The sequence below is a fragment of the Chryseobacterium vrystaatense genome, from assembly GCF_000737765.1.
Classification (GTDB): domain Bacteria; phylum Bacteroidota; class Bacteroidia; order Flavobacteriales; family Weeksellaceae; genus Chryseobacterium; species Chryseobacterium vrystaatense.
In genome coordinates, this window is sequence record NZ_JPRI01000003.1 from 395,201 (window position 1) to 418,265 (window position 23,065).

Below are 23,065 nucleotides of genomic sequence, written 5' to 3' on the forward strand. Positions count from 1 at the left end.
ATAAGATGAAAGAATTAGATTTAATCCTCAAAAATATTAAAAATAAAGAAGTTTTACCTATTTATTTTTTCCACGGAGAAGAACCTTACTTTATTGATGCTGCTGTAAAAGTCCTTGAACACGACTTTCTGGAGGAAGATGAAAAAGCCTTTAACCAGACGGTCGTCTATGGAAAAGATACTACCTATCAGGAGATCCTTTCTCTGGCGAGACAGTTTCCGATGATGGGGGATAAGCAGGTGATCATTGTAAAGGAAGCTCAGGATCTGAGGTTTAACGAAGAGGAAAACCGTGTTCTGGAAATGTACGTGGAAAATCCTGTACCTTCAACCGTATTGGTTTTTGCCCACAAGCATAAAAAGCTGGACAGCCGGAAAAAGGCTGCAAAAGCTTTAGACAAATCCAAAGCCCTGTTTTTGAGTGAGTCTGTGAGAGACAGTAATCTTGCCAAATGGATTGCTGACGAATGTGTGCAGCTGAAAATAAAAACAGCCCCGAATATTTCCCAGCTTCTGGCAGAATATCTGGGAAATGACCTTTCAAGAATTGCCAACGAACTGAATAAACTGAAGATCATCCTGAAAGAAGGCGAAATACTGGATGGAACGATTGTAGAAAACCACATCGGGATCAGTAAAGAATATAATGTTTTTGAACTTCAGAAAGCTTTAGGGACCAAAAATGCAGATTCCGCTTTCAGGATAGCACATTTTATGGGTAAAAATCCCAAGAACAATCCTTTTGTGATGATGCTGGCCAATCTGTACAGCTACTTCTCCAATGTGATCATTTATCATACCATGGCCGGACAGCCGCCACAGGCTATTGCTTCGCAGATGGGAGTAAACCCTTATTTCATCAAAGATTATGCGGAAAGCGCAAGGCTGTATCCGCTGAAACACGCAACGAGAGTCATTTCTATCCTCAGAGAATTCGATATGAAGGGAAAGGGCCTCGGAGCAGTCAATATGGGGGAGGCAGAGCTGATCAAGGAGCTGGTGTACAAGATCATTAATGTGGATAAAATCAAGATGAAAGTGTAGGATGTTTTTGAGTGGGAGAGTTTTAGACTAAGAAAGTTTTTAAGCTGCAGTTGTTTTAGGGAATATTTTTATACCATATGAGTAGAACTGTTTTTGGATTTGTTTTGTCTGTATTTTTAATGGGTTTATTGGCTCAGAAGGCTTTTGGGCAAACGGTAAAAGGGAGTCATTATGAAGCTCGTATAGCACCTGAACAGAAAGCTGTGCTTGTTTTATTTCCCTGCTTTCCCTGTAATATAGAACATACAAAAACTGAAGCTGGCTTTTTAAAAGATATTGAGAAGAAGGGAATTACGACCATTCTTTTAGACTATAATCAGAAGTTATTCTTAACTGAATCTGAAAAAAAAGAATACGCAAAAACACTGCAAAAGATATTTAAACGTAACAAAATTTCCGGGGAGAATGTTTACCTCGGAGGTTTCTCCGGTGGAGGAAATGTGGCACTTCTTATGTCATCATTCTTAATTAAAAATCAGTATCCTCTGCAGCCCAAAGGCCTCCTGGTGGTTGATTCACCTATTGATCTGGAAAGGCTATACACTGGTGCTAAAAAGGAAGTCGCAAAAAAAGCTGATGCAGATGCCGTGGAGGAAGGGCAATATTTGATTGCGCTTTTTGAAAAGGAAATAGGTAAACCAGCAACAAACCGAGATAAATATAAAGCTTTGTCACCTTTTGTCATGTCCACAGATCCTAAAGAAAGTAATATCCAATACCTGAAAGATATCAAAATAAGGTTTTACTGTGAACCGGACCTGAAATGGCAGTTTGAAAAGAAAAAGAGAACCTACGAAGACCTTAACGCCTATATTCTGGAGAAAGCGAATCAGGCACTCCTGAAATTAGGAAGCCGGCATACCGAATTTATTGAGACCAAAGACCGCGGTATCAGGGCAGACGGAACAAAGCATCCGCACTCGTGGAATATTGTAGAGCAGGGGGATCTGTTGAAGTGGATGATCGAGTAGTTTTGGATTTGAGAGTAAGAGAGTAGGAGAATTGGTGTTTTAGAGGAAGGAAACTAAGAAAGTAAAACGCATGCCGAAACCCTGAATCCTATAATCACCTTCCGTCTTTACCTTTATCCCGTATTGTATTTCTTTAGCTGAAAACCTGTAACCTGCACCCCGAGAAGCTGTTCTCTATGCCTTCAATCCCTTCATTGACAGCTCACATATCTCATATTGACAAGTATCATTAAAAATACTTTAATAAAACATTAAAAATTACGAAATTAGCGGTCTTAATTTAAATCTTTTTGAACAAGTAGATTATGGAGCAAAACATTTTAGATTGTGTGATCGTTGGGTCCGGGCCTTCTGGCTTTACAGCAGCAATATATGCGGCAAGAGCAGACCTGAAACCTGAACTGTATACAGGTTTGGAGCCGGGCGGACAATTAACAACAACTACGGAGGTTGATAACTTTCCAGGATATCCGGCTGGGATTACAGGGCCTGAAATGATGATGGATCTGCAAAAGCAGGCAGAAAGATTCGAAACCAAAGTTCATTACGAAATGATCACCAAAGCTGAATTCTCTAAAGAAGAAGGCGGTGTTCACAAATTATATGCAGGAAACAAAGAAATCCTTGCCAAAACAGTGATTATCTCTACAGGAGCTACTGCAAAATATCTGGGTCTTGATGACGAGAAAAAATATGCAGGAGGTGGTGTTTCGGCATGTGCTACGTGCGACGGATTCTTCTACAGAGGAAAAGACGTTGTAGTAGTAGGAGCTGGAGATACAGCAGCTGAAGAAGCTACTTATCTTGCAAAGCTTACAAAAAAAGTAACCATGTTGGTGAGAAAAGATGTGTTCAGAGCTTCTAAAGCCATGATCCACAGAGTAGAAAACACACCAAACATCGAAGTGAAATTCAACCACGAGTTAATTGGGATTGAAGGGGAGAACAGCCTTGTAGAAAGAGCTATGATCATCAACAACCAGACTCAGGAAAAATCTTCAGTAGATGTAGACGGTATCTTCATCGCCATCGGTCACAAACCGAATACTGATATCTTCGTTGGACAGATCGATCTTGACGAAAACGGATATATCCTTACTGAAAAAGGATCTACAAGAACCAATCTTCCGGGGGTATTTGCTGCAGGAGATGTTCAGGATCATATCTACAGACAGGCTATTACCGCTGCAGGAAGCGGATGTATGGCTGCTATGGATGCAGAGAAATATCTTGCTGAATTACATTAATATTCAGTTTTTTATAATACAGAGCGTGCCCAATGGGTGCGCTTTTTTTATTTCAAGTTATCCGTAGTGCCCGTAAACAACAAAACTGCTTCCCCGGAAACAGTTTTGTTATTTGTTTTTATAAATTTAATGTATAGATTTTAACCAGATTTGATTATAAAATGGATCTATTTTTTGATGATCTTAAAGGTTTTGTTTTTACCATTTTGAAAATTAATTTTCAGAACATAAACTCCACTTGTTAAATTGGAAACATCGGAAGATTCAGCAATGAGTTTTTTTACCAATATTCCGTTGGAAGAATAAATTTCAATAGTGCTGATCTTTTCTTTTGATGTAACGACTAATTTGTCTTTTACAGGATTTTCTATTTGTATTGCTCTATTTTGGATAAATTCTTTAGTGGATAAAACTGGGCTGTTAAGTAAATATTTAACAATCTCAAAAGCTCCATTATACATACCTTGTCCGCCATATACAATAATGTGATTATCAAAAACCTTAATTGCATCGGCAGTATGATTTTGCAAAGCAGCATCATTTTCCACAAAGTTTCCCACTGCAGGATCTACAGTTCCATTTTGATCAAGCTTGGAGATGTAATAACTATATCCACCACTGTTACTTTTATTTCCGGCAACATAATAGTAGCCGTTTTTTTCATAAAGGTCTAAAAGCATCGTTTCGGTCGGTGGATTATAATTGAATGCAGTATCTATGGTTCCATCTGAATTTATCCTTTTTACTGTGCCGTAACCGGATCCGGTGCCTTGCATGTCTAAGCATGCTATTTTATTGTTGCTGTCTATTAAAGCCTTACTTATAGCTAATGGAGGATCGACTGTCGCTTCTCCATTGTTGCCGAAGCTGGTCATGATTTGGCCATTTAAATTATACTTTTTTATAGTATAGGCATAGAAACAAATAATACTGGATTGCTGATCCTGTAAAATATAACCGGGAATATTGGGAATTACAAGTTCTCCGTTATTTCCAAAGCTGCTGTCCTCAGTTCCATCAGAATTTAATCTAAACATATGGAGTTGGGAATCCATCGCACCAGTAGGATAATATCCCTCTCCAGCGATAAGTATGATATTACCCTGTTCATATAAATCGGTAAATAATACAGAATGTGCTAAAATTTTTGTTCCTCCGTTACCAAATGAGGTATCCGGTTGTCCGTTTGGAAGGAATCTAATGACATCAAAATGAGAAACGTTGTGTGTGACAGGATCCACTTTTTTGCAAAGCAATGTTAATTTATCATCGGAATGTCTTAAAAAGCCAATAATATCATCCAATTGATAATCCAATGAAATTTTTCCACCGGTTCCAAAAGTATTGTCTAGGGGGCCTGTGTAACTTATCGCTTTAGAAATCACCAATTGATTTGTACTGGAATCGAATGACCGATAGAAGACACTACTGTTGGTATCGGTCACATTTCCTAAGAGGAAAGTTCCTGTGGGCAAGTGATGTATTCCATTTGAAGCAAATAAAATATCCTTAGAAAGTTGGGAATAGAAAACATTAACTGTAAATAATGTTAATAGTAAAATTATTTTTCTCATTTTGTTTTTTTGCAAAAATAGATAAAAAAGAGGTCTGTCATTTGTTTTTTTTAGGTATTAAAGTACTCATTATTACTATTTTGTGTTTTTTTTAAATAGTAATATTTAACTAATAATCAACTATAAATATTTAAAATTCAAGAAAAATTTTCTTTCTTCTGTCTGAAATAATTTTAATGCTGAATATGTTATAAATAACTAATTCGTGAAAAAAATGATAATTAATTTAATGGTGTTTATTTAAAATCCTTTTTCTTTAAAAAGTGTTGTATAAAAAGAACTTGCGTCGTTGCGATGTCCCGAAAACAATCTGTTAAGCCAACTGCAATTCGTAGGATTAAATTCCCCTCTTTCGGAGGGGTGGCGAAAATTCAAAGAATTTTTGACGGGGTGGTTTAAAAAGAACTACCACCACAAAAGTCACAAAAGCTTCTAAACACTTAAATTTCCTGACAAATCTCTAGTTTTCTTCTTATGTGATCTGCTTTGAAATCGATGCAGTGGTATTTTGGACATGAAAAAACTGCTTTGGGAGGAAGCAGTTTTGTTTATAGATGGTCTGTTGTACAGATTTATCTTCTGGATTTTAATTTCTTATTTTCTGTTTTCAGCATTTCAATCTGTTCCTTTAAAAGGTTGATATAGTCCTGCTGGTTTTCTAAGATATACTCCGGGATACTGTAATAATTATTAAGGAATCCGCCTGAATTGGTTGAAGAGTCATTAAAATTGACTATACTGCCAGGCTTGTTTTCTTTAATATCTTCTACGGGAACGTCTAAAGCTTTGGCCAGTTTTACCCATTCTTCATCAAAGATCCTTACTTCACCGCTTTCTTTACGGCTGTAGTTGGATACATCTGTAGCGAGAATGTTGGACATGTATTCTTGCGTGAAGCCTCTTAGCTTTCTTAGATTTCTTAGCTTTTCCATAGTGGTGGGTGTGTTTTTTACAAATATAGAAAAATGTTTGGTTAAGATCAAGCAGTAAAGTATTTCTGAAAAGCTTTTCGATATTTTTAGAAGTATTAATCGTTCAGTGTGAATACTCTTTGAATATCTGTTAGTTGGTCGAAAACAGGTATTTTACGCTGATACTTCAAATTCATCTCCCAGTATTTTAGATCGTTTTTAGAAATTACTATATTTGCGGATGCACCAATCTCATATCAATAGTCTAAGGGGAATTGCCATTCTAATGGTAGTCTTGGTCCACGTTTCCTCATTATTTACCTTTACAACCAGATTTGAAACAACTCTTTTTTATTATGGAAAGATGGGTGTTCAGCTGTTCTTTATAGCATCGGCTTATACCTTATGCCTTTCGGCAGAAAATCGCAGAGAGGAATCCAATCCCACTCTTAATTTTTATATAAGACGGTACTTTAGAATATTTCCTATTTACTATTTTGGAATTGTACTGTACTACATTCTTCACTTATCGCAAGGCTCTGCAGGGGCCTATACTTTAAAGAATATATTTTTAAATGTATTATTGATCCATGGCTTTGTACCTGCAGCCAATGAAAGTATCGTTCATGGAGGATGGTCTATAGGAGCGGAAATGATTTTTTATATGATATTTCCTTTTCTTTTCAAGTTTATGAAATCGGGAAGACCTGTTTTAAAGGGATTGTTTGTTATCGCTCTGGGGCAGCTATTATTAGTACTGATTTCGAAAAGGATGTTTATTCCGTTTGAATATAGATATACGAGCATCTTTAACCAAATTTCTGTATTTGTTATTGGAATTATATTTTACCTCAAAAAGAAACATTTTTTAAGCTTTAATGGTGCTTTAATAGGGTTTGTCCTATTTACTGCTGCTTCTTTTTCACTGATGTATTTTGAAGTGGAATATCAGCATATTTTAATTCCTATTTTATCGGGTATTGCTTTTTGCTGTTTGTTTCTAATTGCTGAAAAATCCAAAATAGTAAATAATAGAATCTTTCAGGAAATAGGTGAAAAATCTTATTCTATTTATATCATTCACTTTGTATTTACTTTATATATTTTACCTAAGATGAATGGATATTTCTTGTTAACTATAGCCTATTTATCTGTTGTGGTATTATCCTATCTGATGTCTGTTGTCCTCAATAAGTGGGTAGAAAAACCATTTATAAAGCTAGGACATAAGGTGATTAATCTTTTAAGTAATAAAGAACCAAAGGCAGTATCGTGATCATCTGTTTTTCTAAGTGAACTTATCCGTAGTACATGCATTTGACCTTAATGAAAAACATCTTTACACTTCAAAGAAAATACCTAAATTTAAACGCCAGTCAAAAAAAATAATATGGACAGAAAGATTATAAAAATCAAACACGTTACAGGGACGTATACTATCAATATTCAGGAGGGAAGACTTAATGAAATGCAAAGCCAGCTGGACAAGTGCCTGAATGATGAACAGGGCGCCATTGTGGTGAAGGGAGAAAATGGAGATCAGTTTGTATATCCGTCGGATCTTCTAAAAAACAGTTTCATTTCCATTGTAGACAGGGAAGAGGTTAAAGGATCTTAAGCAAAACAAAAGGTGCGGAGGCTTTTAAAGACTACATTTTTAGTTTTGAAGGATGGGAATAGAGATCCTGTCGGAATAATGACTGAAAATAATTCGCCTGATTTTAAGCTTCTTATTAAGTTTCGTTAAAATTTATCCTCCAAAAGTTTTGCAGAAATATAAAATCGTTTTATATTTGCACCACTGAAAACAACGGTATAGCCGTTATTCAGGAGAGATGGCAGAGTGGTCGATTGCGATAGTCTTGAAAACTATTGACTGTAACAGGTCCGGGGGTTCGAATCCCTCTCTCTCCGCAAGAGAAAGCCTTAGAATATTTTATTCTAAGGTTTTTTTTATCTCAAAATATAAATTTAGATGCAACGGATCATGGCAAAATCCGGGGGGCTAAGCAACATGATTTGCTACTCTGAATAAGAAAAAAGAACGATCCTTCACTCCCCTAAGCTGTAATCTAAAATTTTTTATTTTGGCATTAAAAGATTCAGCGGCTGCATTGGTACTTCTTGTCTCGAAGTAATTCAATGTATCTCTGTAATGATTGGTTATAGTCCTGTTTAAAGTAATAAATGACTTCTTTTCTATTTTAGATAAAGGCAATTTTATTCGAGTTTTTGATTGCCCGTTAATTCGTATATTTTTTATCGCTCCTACTAATGATCTTTGTATTCATGAAAGTTTTTTTTAAGTATCTAATTCATAAATAAATAATTATATTAGCGAACAATTTCACGGAGTGTAGATATAATTGTCTTTTCATGAAATTCTTATGTTTTTGTTTCGAGAAAAAATAATGTTTGTATAAGCAGAAACCGCAAATTTTAATTAAAAAAATCTATGAATTCAGCCGAAGTAATGCATAATACAACATGGTTTTCGAAATTTTCATTATCCTTTTTAGCAATTGTTGGTGCCGCAAATACTGTTCTTTTTATAATTTTACCTCTTTTACCTTATAAAATATCACAGTTTATATTGCCAGCAGGATTTTTCACATTAGGATTGGCAATACTGTTCTCAATTGGTTTTTCTTTTTATTGGCACAAAAAAGAAAACAACGGAACTTTTAACTCTATACAATATATTTCTTGGCTTTCAACGTTGTTACGGTATTGGATTGCATTTCTACTATTGGATTTTGGTTTTCAAAAAATATTTGAAGTTAATTTTAATTATTCATATCATATCAATGATTCTTTATCAAGTGCATTAACAGGGCCGGAATTAACCTGGAAATATTATGGATTTTCTTACGGACTGGCTGTGATTTTGGCATTTTTTCAAATAATTGGTGGTGTTCTTTTGTTATTCAAACGTACCACTTTATTAGGCATTGCAATACTTTTACCTGTAATGCTGAATATTGTTTTGATTAATGTTTTTTATAGTATCGGGCCCATTACATTATTTACATCTATCTTAATAACATTAGGGTTAGTACATCTGTTTTTACAACAAAAAGTTAATATAATAAACTTCTTTAACCAACACAAAAGTATACTGCCATCAATTGGTAATAATTTTTCACGCTCAATAGCTCGTGTGCTATGTATTCTAATTCCTTTATTGTTTGTTATTTACTATAATTATGACGTTCACCTTTCAAAAAAATATTTTGGAAAATGGAAAGTCACATCGATGATCCGTAATGGAAAATTGGTTACAGAAAATCAATGGAAACAAGATACTTTGGCCTGGAAAACAATTTATATTGAAGAAAGAGGAAAAATGTATTATTGTCCGAATCCATATATGTATGTGGATAGTACTTCACTGTTTATGAAGTATCATCACGATGATAAAGAACAGAATTTTAAAGTTATATCTTATGAAAAAAACCGGAATAAGCCAGATACGATTCCTGTTCAGATTAACAATTTTAGAAATAACTCAATGCAATGGAAAATGATTTTATACAAGGACACTATTCAAATGGAATTAAAGAGAGAAAATCACTAACAAAAAACGATGCCTAACAGCCGTTTATCGAGATTGCGATAGTCTTGAAAACTATTGACTGTAACAGGTCCGGGGGCCGAATCCCTCTCTCTCCGCAAATGCTAAATAAAACCTACTGATAATCAGTGGGTTTTTGTTTTTATTAGATTCTTTTGTCCCACATCTTCCCCACATTTGTTATTCTACAAAGTTAGTGATTTTTGGATTCTCTACCATATTTGGAAAATAGTTGGAGTTGAAAACAAAACTTTTGCCTTTCGTAAAATCCCCAAACTAAAAATATTTTATCTTTTTTCAAATAAATAGCAATAAGTCTGATTTCAAAAAGAGGGGGCACTACCAAAATCAAAACAATGGGAGGGGGTTGTTGTTCATATAGGTATGTTGGAAACATATAAAAAGTAGTTTTAGATTTAAAGATTGTTTCTATATTTATGAGATATACAACAGCTAATAATTATGAATAACTATGAGTTTAAAATAATATCAAAAGATATTGAATCTGCAAACGAAGAATTGATGAAGATATGGTCTTCAATTTTAGAGAAAACTAAAATGGGTTGGCAGTACTCTCCATTTAAAACAGATAATTTAATTAATGTGGGTAGTGTGTCTATTCATGGGTTTGGTGATTATAATGTTTCTTTTGTAAGAAAAACAAAGAGTCAAATTACTTCCGTTATCTTTACAACTCAAAAGGAAAGTATCACAAAAGAACAATCTGATTTCTTTGAAGAAATCAATAAAAGAAGAAGTATAATTTTAAAACAAGAATTTATAATTGCTTTAGAATTTGATATTAGGTCTCTCTTTGGAGTTTCCTATCTCCATCCTTATCAATCTAAAAATATTTCTATGTACTGTATTAATGATAAACAATATGTAGAAATTGTACATAATGCTTATTCCAAAGAACAGCTACAAGAAGAGATACTTTTAATTGTGGATAAAATTATATCATTACTGTCTACACAAACTAATTCTAGATTTGAACATAAAAAGACAAGCTTATTAAAAGAAAGAACAAGTATAACAGTTGCTAACAAATTTCAAAATGATTTAGATTGGATTGATGAGTATCCAATTGAAAATAATCATTTTTTATTACCTGAATATGTATTTGAAGCACTTGAAAAAATTCCTCAATCAAAAAATGATTCAATTTTAAAACTATTAAGAGCAAGCCATCACTACGTTAATGGTTTGAAGTTACAAAATGCAAAAATGCCTGAAGAAATCACTATTACTTATTTCATGTCCTGTATTGAAGTTCTTACGGAAATTGAATTTGTAATGGGTGATAAGTGTGAGTGTTGTAATCAAGCAATTTATTCAATTAGAAAAAGAGTTTTAAACCTTGTTAAACATCATTTAAATGATGTTCTAAGAAAGATTTTTGATGAATATTACATTGATAGAAGTAAATATCTTCATAGTGGTGTAAGAAATGAAAGATACTATGCTGGAATCTCATTACCACAAATTTCTGATAGTGATAAAAATGGTTGTAAATTATATCCTTTACCATTCAATATAAATCTTATAGAGTGGACTGGTTATATAGTTAGAAAAGTTAGTCAAGAAGTATTTGAAAATTAAATTTAAATATAATTATAAAAACATTTAAAATTGAAAAAGAATATAACGAGGTCATTGAATTCATAACCGAAGCAGAATAGGTTTATTACATTCATAAAATTCTCATAATATTAATTTAGTAACACGACAAGTTTTGTCGTTTCCCTCATATACTTTTGTCTAAATATATATGTTTATGAGTGGCTGTAATTTTCACAACTCAATGAATTTTCGTAAAATTGCAAACCCTTAATAAGCACAAGAAAAAAGAGTATTTATGATGAAAAGACTACAAGTTTTTCCTTTGTTGTGTATCAGTATATGTGGATTTGGACAGATTCCTAATTTTCCAACTGCCTCTACACCAAGTGCAAGTAGTATTCAAAATTACTCTAATCAAAACTATAGTAACCCAGCAAGGTCAAATTTTCCCTCAGTTCCTCATGGTGGTTTATACAATCAAAAAAGTTCACAGATAGACCAGCAGAATATGAGAATGGTTCAAGAGGATTTTAAGAGAGTAGCGCAGGAGCAGGAAGCCAGAAGTAAACAGGAAGAATACAACAGGCAACAAGCCACAGAAGATTCTTATTACAATTTACCCTCTTTATCAGGAAAAGAAGGCACACAAGCCTATTACGATGCTTACACTCAATTAGCATTACTCAATACTGACAACTACACAGTAAGTCAAGCCAATTTCATTGTGGAAAATGCTTACTACGGGGGCAAACAAAATTTTAATCAATTTAAATCTGGAATTCAGAAAACTGCAAAGCAACTTTTGCAGAAGATGAAAGAAAGAAAAGAGGACACGGAAAGCAACACAGATAAAAATCTGATGATATTTGAATACTTCTCTAAAGACATGAAGCTGGGAGGAGTTCAACATAAAGCCTATAAATATGATTTTGAGGATTATATGGGGCAAAAAGACCATTCTAAGATGTTTGTTTCCAAACTACTCAAAACAGGCTCAGGACAATGTCATTCAATGCCTTTATTGTACCTGATGCTGGCAGAGGAAATGAACACAGAAGCCTCTTTAGCTTATGCTCCTAATCATACTTACATTAAGTTTCTGGATGAAGAGGGAGAGTGGCAAAATGCAGAACTTACCAATGGTATTTTTACAGCCAATTCATTAATTCTGGAATCAGGTTATATAAAATCAGAAGCTTTACAGAATGACATTTACATGAAAAGCCTGAGTAAAAAAGAATTGTTAGCCCAGTTCTATGCAGATTTAGCCAATGGGTATGCTCATAAGTATGGTATGGATGAGTTTGTGGGAAAAACTTTGGATAAAGCACTTGAATACTCACCCAATAACATTTATGCCAATCAGCTTAAATCCATGTATCAACAGGCAAGATTGACTTATGTAGCCAGTCAATTAGGAATTAAAGACCTTGAAAATCCAGAGGAACTTCAAAACATTAGATTTTATCCTAAAGCATTGGCTTTACTACAAGAGACCAAAGCCCAGTTTAACAACATTGATAACTTAGGATTTGTAATGATGCCAGAGGGAGCTTACGAGCAGTGGCTGGGTAATATGAAAGGTGAAGCTAACAGACAGAAAAGTGAAGAACTTGCTGAAAGAATGAGACAGGTTAATGCTGAAAAACAAAAGCAAAAACTACAGGAAGCCCAGAAACAAAAGAAAAAAGAATCTGACCAGTCTAAGGAGAAAGCCCAGTATTTCCCAATAGACCCAAAACATTTATAATGAAAAGACATTTACCATATAGAACTTTATTCCTAACTCTACTATTTTTATGGCTGAGTGCTGGAACAGCTAAGGCACAAAACAATCAGTTTTATAACGAAGCCTACCAGACATTAGACAACATGCTGAATGATAAACAGCAATACAGCTTCAAAGAGGCTGTTTTTAGTGTGGAAAATGCTTACTATCAAGGTAAGTTAGATACAGATAAGTTGAATCGAGAAATAACCTTTTTAAAGGGCTTTGCTAATGCTATTGTTCAGAGCAGGGATTTAACCTATAAATTGTCAGACAAGGACAAGGTAAGCAAGTATGCAGCAGTGTATTCCATCATGTGCCAGACCTTGCCCATTGCTATAAAAGATACAGTAATCCAGTACAAACCTTTCAACTATGATTTTGAAGATGTATTTGGGCATAAAGACATTACTAATTTGTTTGTATCTAAACTTCTGGCTACCAAAAAAGGGAACTGTAATTCTATGCCTTATCTGTACAAGATTTTAGCTGAGGAATTGGGAGTAGAAGCTAATCTGGCACTAGCACCCAACCACGTTTACATCAAACATCAAATCAAATCTGATGGCTGGTATAACACAGAGCTTACAAGTGGTATATTCCCACAGGATTCGTGGTTAATGGCTTCGGGATTCATTCATTTGGATGCCATAAAAAATGGAGTGTTTATGAAAGCCCTGAGCAACAAAGAAAGTCTTGCTTTATGTCTTTTTGATTTAGCACAGGCATACAATAGAAATTTTCCTGACAATGATGGTGAGTTTGTACTAAAGACTGTAAACAGAGCCTTAGAAGTTTACCCAAACTTTGCTAAAGCCTTAATTCTGAAAGCTGAAACACACAAAGCACAGTTTGAAAAGTTGATGGATAAACAAAATCTGAGTTCCACTAATCCTGAAAATATAAAAAAGGCTCAACAAGACCCAAAAGCTAAAGAACTCATGGAGCTAATGACTAAAGAATATACTCACATCTATGAGCTTGGTTACAGACAAATGCCAGAGGAAATGTATCTGGATTGGTTAGTTTCCTTAAAAACAGAAAGAGAAAAATACGAGAATAAAAAATTATTAAATAACTTTACGAAATAACCAAATGACTATGAAAAGAATTGTATTGACTGCTTTTATACTTGTTGCAGGATTTACACAGGCACAAGTGAAAAGTAAGCCACAGGCTAAACCAAAGGCAGAGAAACCTTTTATAAACCCTGTAAAGCTAACTAAAGAAGAAAGAAACAAACCTTATATGGATGAGGTTTTGAAATCCAAAGACCCATTAACTCCAGAGGAAGCAGAAAGGAGAAGAAAGAACATTGAGGCTGGAAACCCTTTTAAAAAGTATGGATATTATCCTAAAGTAGCTACTTTAAGCAAAGGAAAGTATTTAGAGTTCCATGACAAGGATTCTATTGTAAGTATTGGCTCTGTAAGATTCAACAAAAAGACCAAAGAGATTGTTGAATTCAGAGAAATTGATTTAAGTGACCCAGATGCACAACCTTATTTGGATACCTCAGGGAGGTGGTTTTCACCTGACCCTTTGAGTGAAGAGTTTAGTAGTTGGTCACCATATCATTATGCTTATAATAATCCAATCAATGCAATTGACCCTGATGGAAGAGAATCTAAATGGATTCCTACAATAGAATTTGATAAAAATAAAAATGGGCAGCTTACAGGCGGGCATTTAGCTTTAAAAATGGAAAAAGGAGATACTGCCGAAACACTAGCTAAAACACTAAATATAGACCAAAAACAGGCAGATAAATTATTTGCAGGTATGCAAGATTCTGGAGGAACGAGTATTGCTGTTCCTGAAAGTATTGCAGCACCTATTAATGATGCTATTACAGATGCTATTGTTAATTCAGGAGACTATAATGGTAGCTGGTTATCAGATAAAAACTATAATTGTTTTGCCTGTGCTTTTAGAGCTGGTAGTGGGGAAAGTTTAAAATCAGATTATTTTTCTTACGAGTTATCCCCAGGTGAGTTTCAGAGTTTCATTAAGTCAGGCTTTGAAAAGGCTGATAAAAAGCTATTTGGAAAAACAATAGTTGCTTTTAAAGGTGATAATAACGATGGGAGCACTGATTTGAACCATGCTGCCACATATCTTGGTACTTCTAAAAATGGAACAGAATATACATTTTCTAAGAATGGACTATTTGTAAGCCCTAAAATTGAGACTACAGGAGCCTTGAAAAAACAATACGGAAATAAAGTTGGATATTGGAATAAAACTAAGTAAAATTAACTCTATGAAAATCGTTTATATTTTAAGATTTATATTTATTGGATTGCTTTTTTTAGACTTCATAGCTCATTGCTATGTAAATATTTCCATTAATAAATTTTTTATTGATTCCACTAACTTGATAATTATTCTATTAATTGTTTCTTTATTAATAGAAAAATCTCTCTTTTCTGTAATCTTATTTCTATATGCTGTAGTTGTATGTTTATTAAATTTTTCTCCAATGTTTATGTCAGAAAAAGCCGTTGAGAAAATTTATTATAATATGTTTTTAGGATTGGAACTGTCGTCATATATTCGTATTAATATTAGTAATAAATATTGGTTAGTCAATCCAATAATGAATCTTTCTTTTTATTTGGCTGGTTATATTGTTTTTTTGGAAATTCCATTTAGACAATATAAAAAGCATCTTTTTCCATTTAATAGAAAATCATAAGCAAAAACCTCTTAATTATGTAGTTTGAGTTTAAAATTAGATGAAAATCCAATTTGCTATTTGTTTTTAATAAAATACTGATAATTAAATTGTTAATGTGTGAAATATCGAATATATTGTCTTACAAGATAAAAAAAACAAAAACTTCTCTCAAAAAATGGGAGAAGTTTTTGTTTTCTAGAATATAGTAAAATGCTTACACCTTGATTTTTGTTTATTGTTTCAACATTAAAAAGTGATGAAGAATAGGTAAAATTTCAATCTGCCTTTTGTAATGAGAAATGTGATGAATATCAGTAACTTAAATGAAAAACAAAGCCTCTAAGTCGTTACAATGCATATAGTGATATTAAAAATTTCCTCTAAAAATGAGGAAATTATTTTTTTCAAAAATACCGTAGACAAGCTACGTCTGTTTTTTGTTTTATTTAAGAAATTGTTTTTTCTGTAATTGTAACCATATAATTCGGTTTCGTTTCAGCAATCGTCAATGATTCATTGAAGTATCTCTCATATATACAATTTAATTGATTGGCATTTATAAATCCTTTCATTTCATTATCAGTGACTAATTCATAAATTCTGGCTTCCAAAATATTACCGTAATTATCACCTATAATCTCTAATAGATTTGGGTTAAGGAAATATGTAATATTATATCTACCTCTTTTATCATTGTTCAATGAGATTTTACAAAACGGTGTTATGAAATGATAAAGTTTACCTTCATGATTAAGTCCATTATTAGTAAAATTACCTTCAATTCTGATTCTCAATTTTTCATTTTCTAAAAAGCCTTGAATTTGAATTAATAACCGTCTAGTGTTCCAGAATGTTCTATTCAAATTATTGTTTGATTCTTGAGCCTCTCTTGGGTAAGATTTAAGCACTTTAGGAAATAACCAACTTTTCACTTTATCATAAACTCTATTTGAAGACTTTCCCTTTTTCAAACAGTTGATAAATATAAAATACACTCTAATAGACTAAAACTTCTTTAGCATATAGCCAAGGACTAAGTCCATTTAACGATTTATGCGGATGGTTACTGTTATAATCGATCTGCCACTCATAAGCAATTGTATTTACTTCTATTAAAGATCCGAACAGATATGCATCTAAAACATCTTCTCTGAATGTGCGGTTTAAGCGTTCAATATATGCATTTTGTGCGGGCTTTCCCGGTTGTATATATTGTAATTCAATGTCATTATCTTTACAGAAGTCCACAAAAACCTTGGATAAAAACTCAGGACCGTTGTCGGATCTTATGCGCTTGGGCTTAGGTCTGTATGTGATTAATTCTTTTAATCTTTGTACCAATCTGACACCTGGAATTGAATAAAATGCTTCATTAACCAATGACTCTCTATTATAATCATCAATGACATTCAGAACCCTAAACCTTCGTCCATTAGACAAAGCATCACTCATGAAGTCAATTGACCATGTCTCATTGACTGCGCCTGGGACAATCAGCTTCTCTTTAATCCGACACGGAATACGACGTTTGCGCTTAACTCTTAGTTTTAAATTAATATTTCGATAAACACGAAGGACTCTTTTCTGTTCCAAAGCTGACCTTTCAAACGTATCTTGAATCTATTAAAACGTTGATTTTTAAGGCTTATCATGCTGTAGTTTACATATAAAAGCCGTCATATTAGAACCTCTCTCTCCGCAAGAGAAAACCTTAGGATATTTTATTCTAAGGTTTTTTTTATCTCAAAAATAAATTTAGATACAACTCTGGTATGAAAGTATGAAGTTGGGACAAATTACGACGCCAATTGATCTGAATTGATCACAATATCAATTCAGATAACAGCTTTTGAAATGATATGATTGGTTATTAAAGTTCATATTTTTTAAATTATGGCTCAGATCTCGGAGTATTGTCGAGGATCATAGTGGCTAACTTGTTGTTTTTAAAATACATGGTAATGAATTGCTTCTTTTCATCTATCAGTAATAGATTTTTTTCAGGGACATTTTTTTGGGTAATTTGTGCACCTGCGGGATTCCAGTAGTATTTCTCAAAACCTTCTGCTGTTTTTATGCTGTCGGGCTTACCATACTTGGCAATGGCTTTCTCTTTTGCATCACCTATTTGAAATCCCATGTTTGAGATAAAATATTTTTTGTCAATTTTTTTGGCACTTTTAAAAAACTCCTTATAGTAAAGCAGGCGGTCTTCTTCGCTTGAAGGATAGTTATTATTGTCGCTGAAATCCATTTTTGAAAATACTTCACCGGGAATATTGTTGTTGTCAAAACAGGCTGTAACGAGTCTTGAATTATCAGAAAACAAAATAAACAGTAATGACTGCTGTAGGCTGTCATTGGTAAACCAGGCAGTATTTTCAGAACGTAAATGAGCTGTAATGACGGGTCGGTTCGAGGTTGCTTTTCCAAACATATTTTCTGTAACAGGATAGTTATCAGCAAAAAATGGTTTTATCAATTCTTCGGGACTCTTGATGTCTTCATCCTTTACGGCAATATCTTCTTCCTTTTTTTGCTGTTGGCAGGAAAAAAAGAATAGAGAAAGTAATAGTAGTGTGATTGATGTTTTTCTCATAATATTTATGATCATTATGGATTTAAAGTTAGTAAATATTGAATCATTAATTGTATACAGATATTATATCATTCTTTCCTGCCTGTCCATATACGATAGAATGACTGACTGTAAGAGCTGTTATGGTCATATTTTCCTTTAAGAATTTAAAAACAAGGTTCAGTATTATAAACCGGAACCGTATTTTGCATTTAAAATACTTGTTTTCAAATAGTTAAATTAGATTTGTGAAATGGGTTCGAATTTATCCTGTGGAACATTATAAGCTTTTCCAGGGGCTAGTTTTGCATCATACTATTTTATTATGAATTAACTGAAACCGATATCAGTTCTGTACATCCGACATTCAATATACACCCATAGAAAACCTTATAAAAAGAAGTCATTATTACTTAAAAAATAGAAACAATGAAAGCACTCCTGATTTTTTCTATAATGTTGTACCATTATGTTAAGCCAAATATTGCAACACCCATTACTAAAGAATATCTGAATTATTCTATTATAAAAGACGACAAAACCATTGGTAATATACGTGTGGAACGTTCTTTGAAAGACGATATCACCGAATATCTTTTTGAATCCAGGGCTAAAGTGAAAATCCTTTACAGTATTGAAATTTACGATAAAATGGGTGTCACTTTTAAACAGAATATGCTGCAGCAGGCTAAACTTTACCGGACAATGAACGGGAAACTGAAAGTGAATAATACCGCTACCTGGAACGGGAGTTTTTATAATCTTTCGGATAAAGATGGGGCGAATGGTTCTCTGAAACAGTCCATTTTCAGCTCTACGGCAAGTCTTTATTTTAATGAGCCCGGAAATCGAAAATCTGTTTTTTCGGAAAAATTCCAAAAAATGATTCCTATTCAGAAGATTAATTCCAATAAATACAGAATCGACCTGCCCAATGGAAACACGACTACTTACACCTACAGCAAGGGAGTCTGCACTTTAGTTGAAGCCAATACAGATTTTGCGAACCTAAAGTTTGTTCTCAATACCAATAAAATACATTAAAGGCTTGTCGAAACTAGTTTAAAATCAGCTGCTTTGAGCGAAAAAAGCCACATGAAAGTCGGAGGTTAAACAGAATACTCTTTTTTCAGATTTTTATCCAGTATAAAAGGGATGAATGGCAGTACAGATGCTATTAAATACCATATAATTCTTTTAAAATTCCATTTGTATTGTATGGAGGCTGACAGGAGTGCTATCAGAAATATGAGAAACAAAACTCCATGAATCCATCCAAAGTATTTTACGGCTTCGGGGATCTTAAAAAAGTATTTTAAAGGCATTGCAATGAAGAGCAGAATCAGATAAGAAAGACCTTCAATGAGAGCTGTTTTACGGTATATATTGATCATCCTGATACGTATATTATCGAAAGATTATTTTTTTAGGCAATAATAACTTATTCCATTGGAATAGACAACAGTAGAATGTTGATGACTGTCATATATAGTTATTTTTATATTTCTGCATGTTTTCAATGATACTAAACGTTCATTTGAAATCGCGGTGAATCGATAGTCCTTTAAGTTTTATTCAATGAAACGGCATCAGTAGAGTATGCTGCCATGGATGTTAAAGTCCCAATATCTATAAAAAAAACCTTAGAATAAAACATTCTAAGGTTTTCTTTATTTGCGGACGGTATGCATTGTTTGCGGCATACACAGAAGGTTTTAGCTTAATATATCACACGGTACAATACAAAGTACCCAGGGACATCTTTTTATTCCCGGAGGTGGGCAGCATGCTTCGGAGCAGCTTAATGCACCTCCGTTAATAGTCTTCAACTGATCTCTTGAAATTTTTTTAGAATTTTTCATAATAAAGTAATTGGGTTAAACTTGGAATTTTAAGGCTGATTTCCACCGCCGCATCCATCGTATGGCATGCATTGCCACTTTCCGCCGATTAAGCAGATCTGACCACCAGGGCAGTAGATCCCCCCTTTAATTGATTTCAATTCCTGTCTTTCGATTTTTTTTAAATTTTTCATATGATTTAGGTTTAGTTCTTTCGAAATTAATCAATTTTCATTAAATGAGTGATATTATTCTTAAAATGTTTATCATTAATGAATTTGTTTATGATACTTTACTTTAAGCATTCTCAATCAGGTAAAAACATAATCTGCAGGAATATACCCGGGGAATACTTGTTTAAAAGCAATCTTCAAACAGTTGATTTTCACATAGCTAAAATCTTGTCGTATGGCAAGCAGGCATTCGGGATGATTTTTTAATTTTGGTTAAAAGTTTTAATAAACCCAAATCCAGATAACATTATGAAAAATTTATTTGAATCCAATAGATTTCTTAGGTCATTCCTGATGATGGTCATCATTATATTGACCCCGTCATGGGTATACGGACAAAAACTAAAACCCTCTCAGAGTGGATATGCGCCTGTAAATGGCATCAAGATGTACTATGAAGTATATGGCGAGGGTAAACCTGTCGTTTTGCTGCATGGTGCTTTTATGACTATTGATATGAACTGGGGACCATTGATTCCCGAACTCTCAAAAACCAGAAAAGTAATTGCTGTTGAAATGCAGGGGCATGGGCATACCGCATTTTCAGACAGAAAATTAACGCATACCACTTTGGCAAGTGATGTGGAAGGAGTACTGGATTATCTGAAGATTGACAATGCCGATGTAGTAGGGTATAGCTTTGGAGGTGCTGTGGCATACCAGTTTGCTGTTCAGAGTCCCAAACGGTTAAAGAATCTCGTAATCATTTCTGCGACCTATAAAAGTAATGGATGGCTGCCGGAAGTGAAAAATGCTTTTAAAGCAATGAAACCTGACCTCTTCACAGACAGCCCCATGCATACGGCTTACAATGCGGTAGCACCTGATAAGACCAAATGGACTCCATTTTTGGAGCAGATGATAGCTTCGGCTGCAGTACCTTTCGACTTAGGAGATTCCAATATATCCAAAATATCTGCACCCGTATTAATCATAGCCGGAGACAACGACGGACTTGATAAAATGGAGCTGATCAGGACCTATCAACTGTTGGGAGGTGGTGTTTCGGCAGATCTTCTGGGCAGTATGCCAAAATCTCAACTGGCCATTCTTCCCGGACAGGGACATGTAACTCTCATGATGCAGACAGCTGCGATTTCAGCGTATCTGAACAATTTTCTAAAATAGCCCAATCCTGTTTATTCCAAGAACCGCAGATAATCTATTTTTACTTTAATTACAAATACTGAATATAATGAGAAAAATAAAGGTTATAACAATGATGACACTGGATGGTGTTATGCAGGCACCCGGAGGACCCGGAGAGGACGATTCGGGAGGATTCAAATATGGAGGCTGGACGGTTTCTTATGGGGATGAACTTTTTGGACAGCTCATGGAGGAAGAAATGAAATCCTCAGATTACCTTCTGGGAAGGAAAACATTTGAAATTTTTGAATCATACTGGCCTCAGCATGCTGATTTTTGGCCTGCCGTTAATGAGGGAACAAAATATGTGTTATCCGAAACTGTAAAAACATCAGATTGGGAACATACCGTTTTTCTTAAAAGTCTTGCGGATATTGAAACACTTAAAAATTCGGAAGGCCCTGACCTCCAGGTTTGGGGAAGCAGTAAGCTGGCTCAGCTGCTTCTTAACAATGATCTGGTAGACGAACTGCGTCTCAAAATATATCCGCTGATCCTTGGTGAAGGAAAAAAACTGTTTGAGAACAATGCAGTTTCAGCAGCATTTTCACTGACAGAGAGCCATGTGACTTCAAAAGGAGTCATTATAGCGAACTATAGGCGTAACGGTGAAATCATAACAGGAGAGGTAGAGGTCTAGAAATTATTTTAAACAGATCAAGATTAACAACTTAAAAAATAAAATATGGCTGCAAAATTTGAAGCAGGAATTAATATTGCGATAAAAATTCCAAAAAGTAAATATGAAAAAACGGTTGTTTTTTACCGGGATATTTTAAAGCTTGGTGTCGAAGAAAAGTCCATTACCCATCCTACGGTTTCCAGAACACACGAAGTGAAATTCGGGAACAATATTATATGGCTGGATTGTGTGGACAGCTACACTCATTCCGAAACCTGGTTACAGCTTACCGTTCCCAATGTAGAAGAAGCCACGGAATATCTTCAGTTAAACGGAGTCGAGACCTGTGACGAAATCGAGGAACTCCCTGAACATATGCATTGGATTACTGATCCGGCAGGGACGGTTTTCAATTTGCAGAAAACACCATACAGATAGTAAATTATCAATAGGGTATTTGTTTTTTCTGTAGTATTGCAAGCCAGATGATACTTTGTGTAGCGCCTGAATAGATTTTAATGACAAACATACCTGAATATTCATGATTATAATCGAAAGAAACGAAGCCAATTTTAAACGTTATGGTTCAACAATAGATGAGTATGATGTACTATATCTTTTAAACAAGAAGGTAGAGCCCATTTACAGTGTGGTTTACGGAGATGAGTATTGTGCATCTGTTACCCTGAATGACGGAACGTTTATACCCTGTGTCGTATTCAGACATATCGGGAAAGCTGTGCGGCTGAACTATGAAGCACTGCACCAAATACATTATGGAATTAAAGATAAAAAGCCTTATGACCAGGAATTTGTTCAGAAAGGAATCATTGAACGTGAGTTGACTGCAGAGAATATATTGAAGTTTGACTCTGAAGTAGTCAAAATAGAAAAGTGTATATACGCAATGCCTGGAAAAATTGTCAAGGGAATGAGTAATGAACCTACGCATTATTTTCTGGTAAGATTTAAAGATGGAAGCTATGAAAATTTCCGCCGTGGTGAAGGACTGTTTTATGAAGTGCCGGTCAATAAAAATTTAGACAATATTGTGGAAATATTTAATTCAGCATTAATGCTTCAAAACAATGAAATTATTAAATTAAAAAATTTGTCGGATTGGAAAAATAATGAAGAGAATTTAAAAAAGATACATATTGCCAAGCCTTATTTTGTATGTTATATTGGTCATTCTGATTACAACGATTTTCCTGAACATATAGCGCGTATCATCAGCAGCAGGAAATAAAATATTGCTTTCTATCTTCTTTTTTACCTAATCTGCAAATCACAGCGAATAAGATACGACCG

Annotated in this window: 25 protein-coding genes and 1 tRNA gene; 17 read left to right on the forward strand and 9 right to left on the reverse strand. The window is 34.1% G+C overall.

The features are described from left to right. Positions 1-5 precede the first annotated feature (5 nt). The 3 genes from holA (at position 6) to trxB (ending at position 3,261) form a co-directional block, all read left to right on the forward strand. On the forward strand, positions 6-1,043 hold the full coding sequence (gene holA / locus IW16_RS11070; protein ID WP_034743788.1) for a DNA polymerase III subunit delta: 1,038 nt from the start codon (positions 6-8) through the stop codon (positions 1,041-1,043). A 77-nt stretch (positions 1,044-1,120) separates the two neighbouring features. Beyond that, positions 1,121-2,014, forward strand: coding sequence for a hypothetical protein (locus tag IW16_RS11075; RefSeq protein WP_131327875.1), 894 nt, complete (start codon positions 1,121-1,123; stop codon positions 2,012-2,014). Between the two features lie 305 nt (positions 2,015-2,319). Then, positions 2,320-3,261 (forward strand): thioredoxin-disulfide reductase, encoded by a 942-nt coding sequence (trxB, locus tag IW16_RS11080; RefSeq protein ID WP_034731014.1) that lies wholly within the window; start codon positions 2,320-2,322, stop codon positions 3,259-3,261. A 167-nt stretch (positions 3,262-3,428) separates the two neighbouring features. Here trxB and IW16_RS11085 read toward each other — a convergent pair whose 3' ends face one another. Continuing rightward, the gene (locus IW16_RS11085; RefSeq protein ID WP_034743791.1) at positions 3,429-4,835 is read right to left on the reverse strand and encodes a T9SS type A sorting domain-containing protein; all 1,407 of its coding nucleotides are present in this window, start codon (positions 4,833-4,835) and stop codon (positions 3,429-3,431) included. A 572-nt stretch (positions 4,836-5,407) separates the two neighbouring features. Further along, complete coding sequence (locus tag IW16_RS11090; protein ID WP_034743794.1) at positions 5,408-5,767, reverse strand: helix-turn-helix domain-containing protein; 360 nt, start codon at positions 5,765-5,767, stop codon at positions 5,408-5,410. Positions 5,768-5,987: 220 nt separating this feature from the next. Between IW16_RS11090 and IW16_RS25675 the strand changes: the two genes are divergently transcribed. The 3 genes from IW16_RS25675 (at position 5,988) to IW16_RS11105 (ending at position 7,660) form a co-directional block, all read left to right on the forward strand. After that, the gene (locus IW16_RS25675) at positions 5,988-7,022 is read left to right on the forward strand and encodes an acyltransferase family protein (RefSeq protein ID WP_084694531.1); all 1,035 of its coding nucleotides are present in this window, start codon (positions 5,988-5,990) and stop codon (positions 7,020-7,022) included. A gap of 114 nt (positions 7,023-7,136) precedes the next feature. Continuing rightward, on the forward strand, positions 7,137-7,364 hold the full coding sequence (locus IW16_RS11100) for a hypothetical protein (protein WP_034743797.1): 228 nt from the start codon (positions 7,137-7,139) through the stop codon (positions 7,362-7,364). Positions 7,365-7,575: 211 nt separating this feature from the next. Next, positions 7,576-7,660 (forward strand) — tRNA-Ser (locus IW16_RS11105). A 91-nt stretch (positions 7,661-7,751) separates the two neighbouring features. On the opposite strand, the gene IW16_RS26085 is transcribed toward IW16_RS11105, so the two are convergent. Continuing rightward, positions 7,752-7,964, reverse strand: a complete 213-nt coding sequence (locus IW16_RS26085; RefSeq protein ID WP_165571977.1) for a transposase — start codon at positions 7,962-7,964, stop codon at positions 7,752-7,754. A gap of 237 nt (positions 7,965-8,201) precedes the next feature. Here IW16_RS26085 and IW16_RS11110 point away from each other — a divergent pair, with 237 nt between their 5' ends. The 6 genes from IW16_RS11110 (at position 8,202) to IW16_RS11140 (ending at position 15,349) form a co-directional block, all read left to right on the forward strand. Then, positions 8,202-9,323, forward strand: a complete 1,122-nt coding sequence (locus IW16_RS11110; RefSeq protein WP_034743800.1) for a hypothetical protein — start codon at positions 8,202-8,204, stop codon at positions 9,321-9,323. Positions 9,324-9,782: 459 nt separating this feature from the next. Next, entirely contained in the window at positions 9,783-10,922 is a 1,140-nt protein-coding gene (locus IW16_RS11120) for a hypothetical protein (protein WP_034743806.1), read from the forward strand. Between the two features lie 256 nt (positions 10,923-11,178). Next, positions 11,179-12,633 carry a hypothetical protein gene (locus IW16_RS11125; protein ID WP_131327876.1) on the forward strand — a complete coding sequence of 485 codons (1,455 nt, stop codon included), beginning with the start codon at positions 11,179-11,181 and terminating at the stop codon, positions 12,631-12,633. Further along, the gene (locus tag IW16_RS11130; RefSeq protein ID WP_034743812.1) at positions 12,633-13,742 is read left to right on the forward strand and encodes a hypothetical protein; all 1,110 of its coding nucleotides are present in this window, start codon (positions 12,633-12,635) and stop codon (positions 13,740-13,742) included. Before IW16_RS11125 ends, IW16_RS11130 begins: the two co-directional genes overlap by 1 nt. A 10-nt stretch (positions 13,743-13,752) precedes the next feature. Then, positions 13,753-14,904: an RHS repeat domain-containing protein gene (locus tag IW16_RS25680; RefSeq protein ID WP_051890111.1), complete on the forward strand. Its 1,152-nt coding sequence runs from the start codon at positions 13,753-13,755 to the stop codon at positions 14,902-14,904. A gap of 10 nt (positions 14,905-14,914) precedes the next feature. Further along, positions 14,915-15,349, forward strand: a complete 435-nt coding sequence (locus IW16_RS11140; RefSeq protein ID WP_073175750.1) for a hypothetical protein — start codon at positions 14,915-14,917, stop codon at positions 15,347-15,349. 428 nt (positions 15,350-15,777) lie between these two features. Here IW16_RS11140 and IW16_RS11145 read toward each other — a convergent pair whose 3' ends face one another. The 3 genes from IW16_RS11145 to IW16_RS11155 all read right to left on the reverse strand — a co-directional run bounded on the left by IW16_RS11145 (position 15,778) and on the right by IW16_RS11155 (position 17,930). Continuing rightward, positions 15,778-16,302: a hypothetical protein gene (locus tag IW16_RS11145; RefSeq protein ID WP_034743819.1), complete on the reverse strand. Its 525-nt coding sequence runs from the start codon at positions 16,300-16,302 to the stop codon at positions 15,778-15,780. A 25-nt stretch (positions 16,303-16,327) separates the two neighbouring features. Then, complete coding sequence (locus IW16_RS11150; RefSeq protein WP_084694533.1) at positions 16,328-16,924, reverse strand: integrase core domain-containing protein; 597 nt, start codon at positions 16,922-16,924, stop codon at positions 16,328-16,330. A gap of 298 nt (positions 16,925-17,222) precedes the next feature. Beyond that, entirely contained in the window at positions 17,223-17,930 is a 708-nt protein-coding gene (locus IW16_RS11155; RefSeq protein ID WP_034743822.1) for a hypothetical protein, read from the reverse strand. Between the two features lie 408 nt (positions 17,931-18,338). Here IW16_RS11155 and IW16_RS11160 point away from each other — a divergent pair, with 408 nt between their 5' ends. After that, a complete protein-coding gene (locus IW16_RS11160; RefSeq protein ID WP_131327877.1) occupies positions 18,339-18,953 on the forward strand; it encodes a DUF6134 family protein in 615 nt (204 codons plus the stop codon). Positions 18,954-19,018: 65 nt separating this feature from the next. Here the strand turns inward: IW16_RS11160 and IW16_RS11165 are convergent, their stop codons facing one another. From IW16_RS11165 to IW16_RS26630, 3 genes are all read right to left on the reverse strand, one after another. Next, entirely contained in the window at positions 19,019-19,303 is a 285-nt protein-coding gene (locus IW16_RS11165) for a DUF3817 domain-containing protein (RefSeq protein ID WP_034743826.1), read from the reverse strand. Positions 19,304-19,624: 321 nt separating this feature from the next. Continuing rightward, positions 19,625-19,771: a bacteriocin-like protein gene (locus IW16_RS26625; protein ID WP_165571978.1), complete on the reverse strand. Its 147-nt coding sequence runs from the start codon at positions 19,769-19,771 to the stop codon at positions 19,625-19,627. A gap of 29 nt (positions 19,772-19,800) precedes the next feature. Next, complete coding sequence (locus IW16_RS26630) at positions 19,801-19,944, reverse strand: bacteriocin-like protein (RefSeq protein ID WP_165571979.1); 144 nt, start codon at positions 19,942-19,944, stop codon at positions 19,801-19,803. A gap of 288 nt (positions 19,945-20,232) precedes the next feature. Here IW16_RS26630 and IW16_RS11170 point away from each other — a divergent pair, with 288 nt between their 5' ends. The 4 genes from IW16_RS11170 to IW16_RS11185 all read left to right on the forward strand — a co-directional run bounded on the left by IW16_RS11170 (position 20,233) and on the right by IW16_RS11185 (position 23,003). Beyond that, positions 20,233-21,111, forward strand: coding sequence for an alpha/beta fold hydrolase (locus tag IW16_RS11170; protein ID WP_117590640.1), 879 nt, complete (start codon positions 20,233-20,235; stop codon positions 21,109-21,111). A 67-nt stretch (positions 21,112-21,178) separates the two neighbouring features. Then, the gene (locus tag IW16_RS11175; protein WP_034743831.1) at positions 21,179-21,772 is read left to right on the forward strand and encodes a dihydrofolate reductase family protein; all 594 of its coding nucleotides are present in this window, start codon (positions 21,179-21,181) and stop codon (positions 21,770-21,772) included. Between the two features lie 45 nt (positions 21,773-21,817). Next, entirely contained in the window at positions 21,818-22,192 is a 375-nt protein-coding gene (locus tag IW16_RS11180) for a VOC family protein (protein WP_034743834.1), read from the forward strand. Positions 22,193-22,295: 103 nt separating this feature from the next. Beyond that, positions 22,296-23,003: a hypothetical protein gene (locus IW16_RS11185; protein ID WP_034743836.1), complete on the forward strand. Its 708-nt coding sequence runs from the start codon at positions 22,296-22,298 to the stop codon at positions 23,001-23,003. Positions 23,004-23,065 lie beyond the last annotated feature (62 nt).

Bases quoted from the DNA above. Each gene is read 5' to 3' on its own strand.
- IW16_RS26630 (WP_165571979.1), bottom strand. From the start codon at position 19,944: ATGAAAAATTTAAAAAAAATCGAAAGACAGGAATTGAAATCAATTAAA.
- IW16_RS25680 (WP_051890111.1), top strand. From the start codon at position 13,753: ATGAAAAGAATTGTATTGACTGCTTTTATACTTGTTGCAGGATTTACA.
- IW16_RS11110 (WP_034743800.1), top strand. From the start codon at position 8,202: ATGAATTCAGCCGAAGTAATGCATAATACAACATGGTTTTCGAAATTT.
- IW16_RS11185 (WP_034743836.1), top strand. From the start codon at position 22,296: ATGATTATAATCGAAAGAAACGAAGCCAATTTTAAACGTTATGGTTCA.
- IW16_RS11155 (WP_034743822.1), bottom strand. From the start codon at position 17,930: ATGAGAAAAACATCAATCACACTACTATTACTTTCTCTATTCTTTTTT.
- IW16_RS11175 (WP_034743831.1), top strand. From the start codon at position 21,179: ATGAGAAAAATAAAGGTTATAACAATGATGACACTGGATGGTGTTATG.
- IW16_RS11125 (WP_131327876.1), top strand. From the start codon at position 11,179: ATGATGAAAAGACTACAAGTTTTTCCTTTGTTGTGTATCAGTATATGT.
- trxB (WP_034731014.1), top strand. From the start codon at position 2,320: ATGGAGCAAAACATTTTAGATTGTGTGATCGTTGGGTCCGGGCCTTCT.
- IW16_RS11130 (WP_034743812.1), top strand. From the start codon at position 12,633: ATGAAAAGACATTTACCATATAGAACTTTATTCCTAACTCTACTATTT.
- IW16_RS11140 (WP_073175750.1), top strand. From the start codon at position 14,915: ATGAAAATCGTTTATATTTTAAGATTTATATTTATTGGATTGCTTTTT.
- IW16_RS11170 (WP_117590640.1), top strand. From the start codon at position 20,233: ATGAAAAATTTATTTGAATCCAATAGATTTCTTAGGTCATTCCTGATG.
- IW16_RS11120 (WP_034743806.1), top strand. From the start codon at position 9,783: ATGAATAACTATGAGTTTAAAATAATATCAAAAGATATTGAATCTGCA.
- holA (WP_034743788.1), top strand. From the start codon at position 6: ATGAAAGAATTAGATTTAATCCTCAAAAATATTAAAAATAAAGAAGTT.
- IW16_RS11160 (WP_131327877.1), top strand. From the start codon at position 18,339: ATGAAAGCACTCCTGATTTTTTCTATAATGTTGTACCATTATGTTAAG.
- IW16_RS11180 (WP_034743834.1), top strand. From the start codon at position 21,818: ATGGCTGCAAAATTTGAAGCAGGAATTAATATTGCGATAAAAATTCCA.
- IW16_RS25675 (WP_084694531.1), top strand. From the start codon at position 5,988: ATGCACCAATCTCATATCAATAGTCTAAGGGGAATTGCCATTCTAATG.
- IW16_RS11090 (WP_034743794.1), bottom strand. From the start codon at position 5,767: ATGGAAAAGCTAAGAAATCTAAGAAAGCTAAGAGGCTTCACGCAAGAA.
- IW16_RS11100 (WP_034743797.1), top strand. From the start codon at position 7,137: ATGGACAGAAAGATTATAAAAATCAAACACGTTACAGGGACGTATACT.
- IW16_RS26625 (WP_165571978.1), bottom strand. From the start codon at position 19,771: ATGAAAAATTCTAAAAAAATTTCAAGAGATCAGTTGAAGACTATTAAC.
- IW16_RS11165 (WP_034743826.1), bottom strand. From the start codon at position 19,303: ATGATCAATATATACCGTAAAACAGCTCTCATTGAAGGTCTTTCTTAT.
- IW16_RS11085 (WP_034743791.1), bottom strand. From the start codon at position 4,835: ATGAGAAAAATAATTTTACTATTAACATTATTTACAGTTAATGTTTTC.
- IW16_RS11075 (WP_131327875.1), top strand. From the start codon at position 1,121: ATGAGTAGAACTGTTTTTGGATTTGTTTTGTCTGTATTTTTAATGGGT.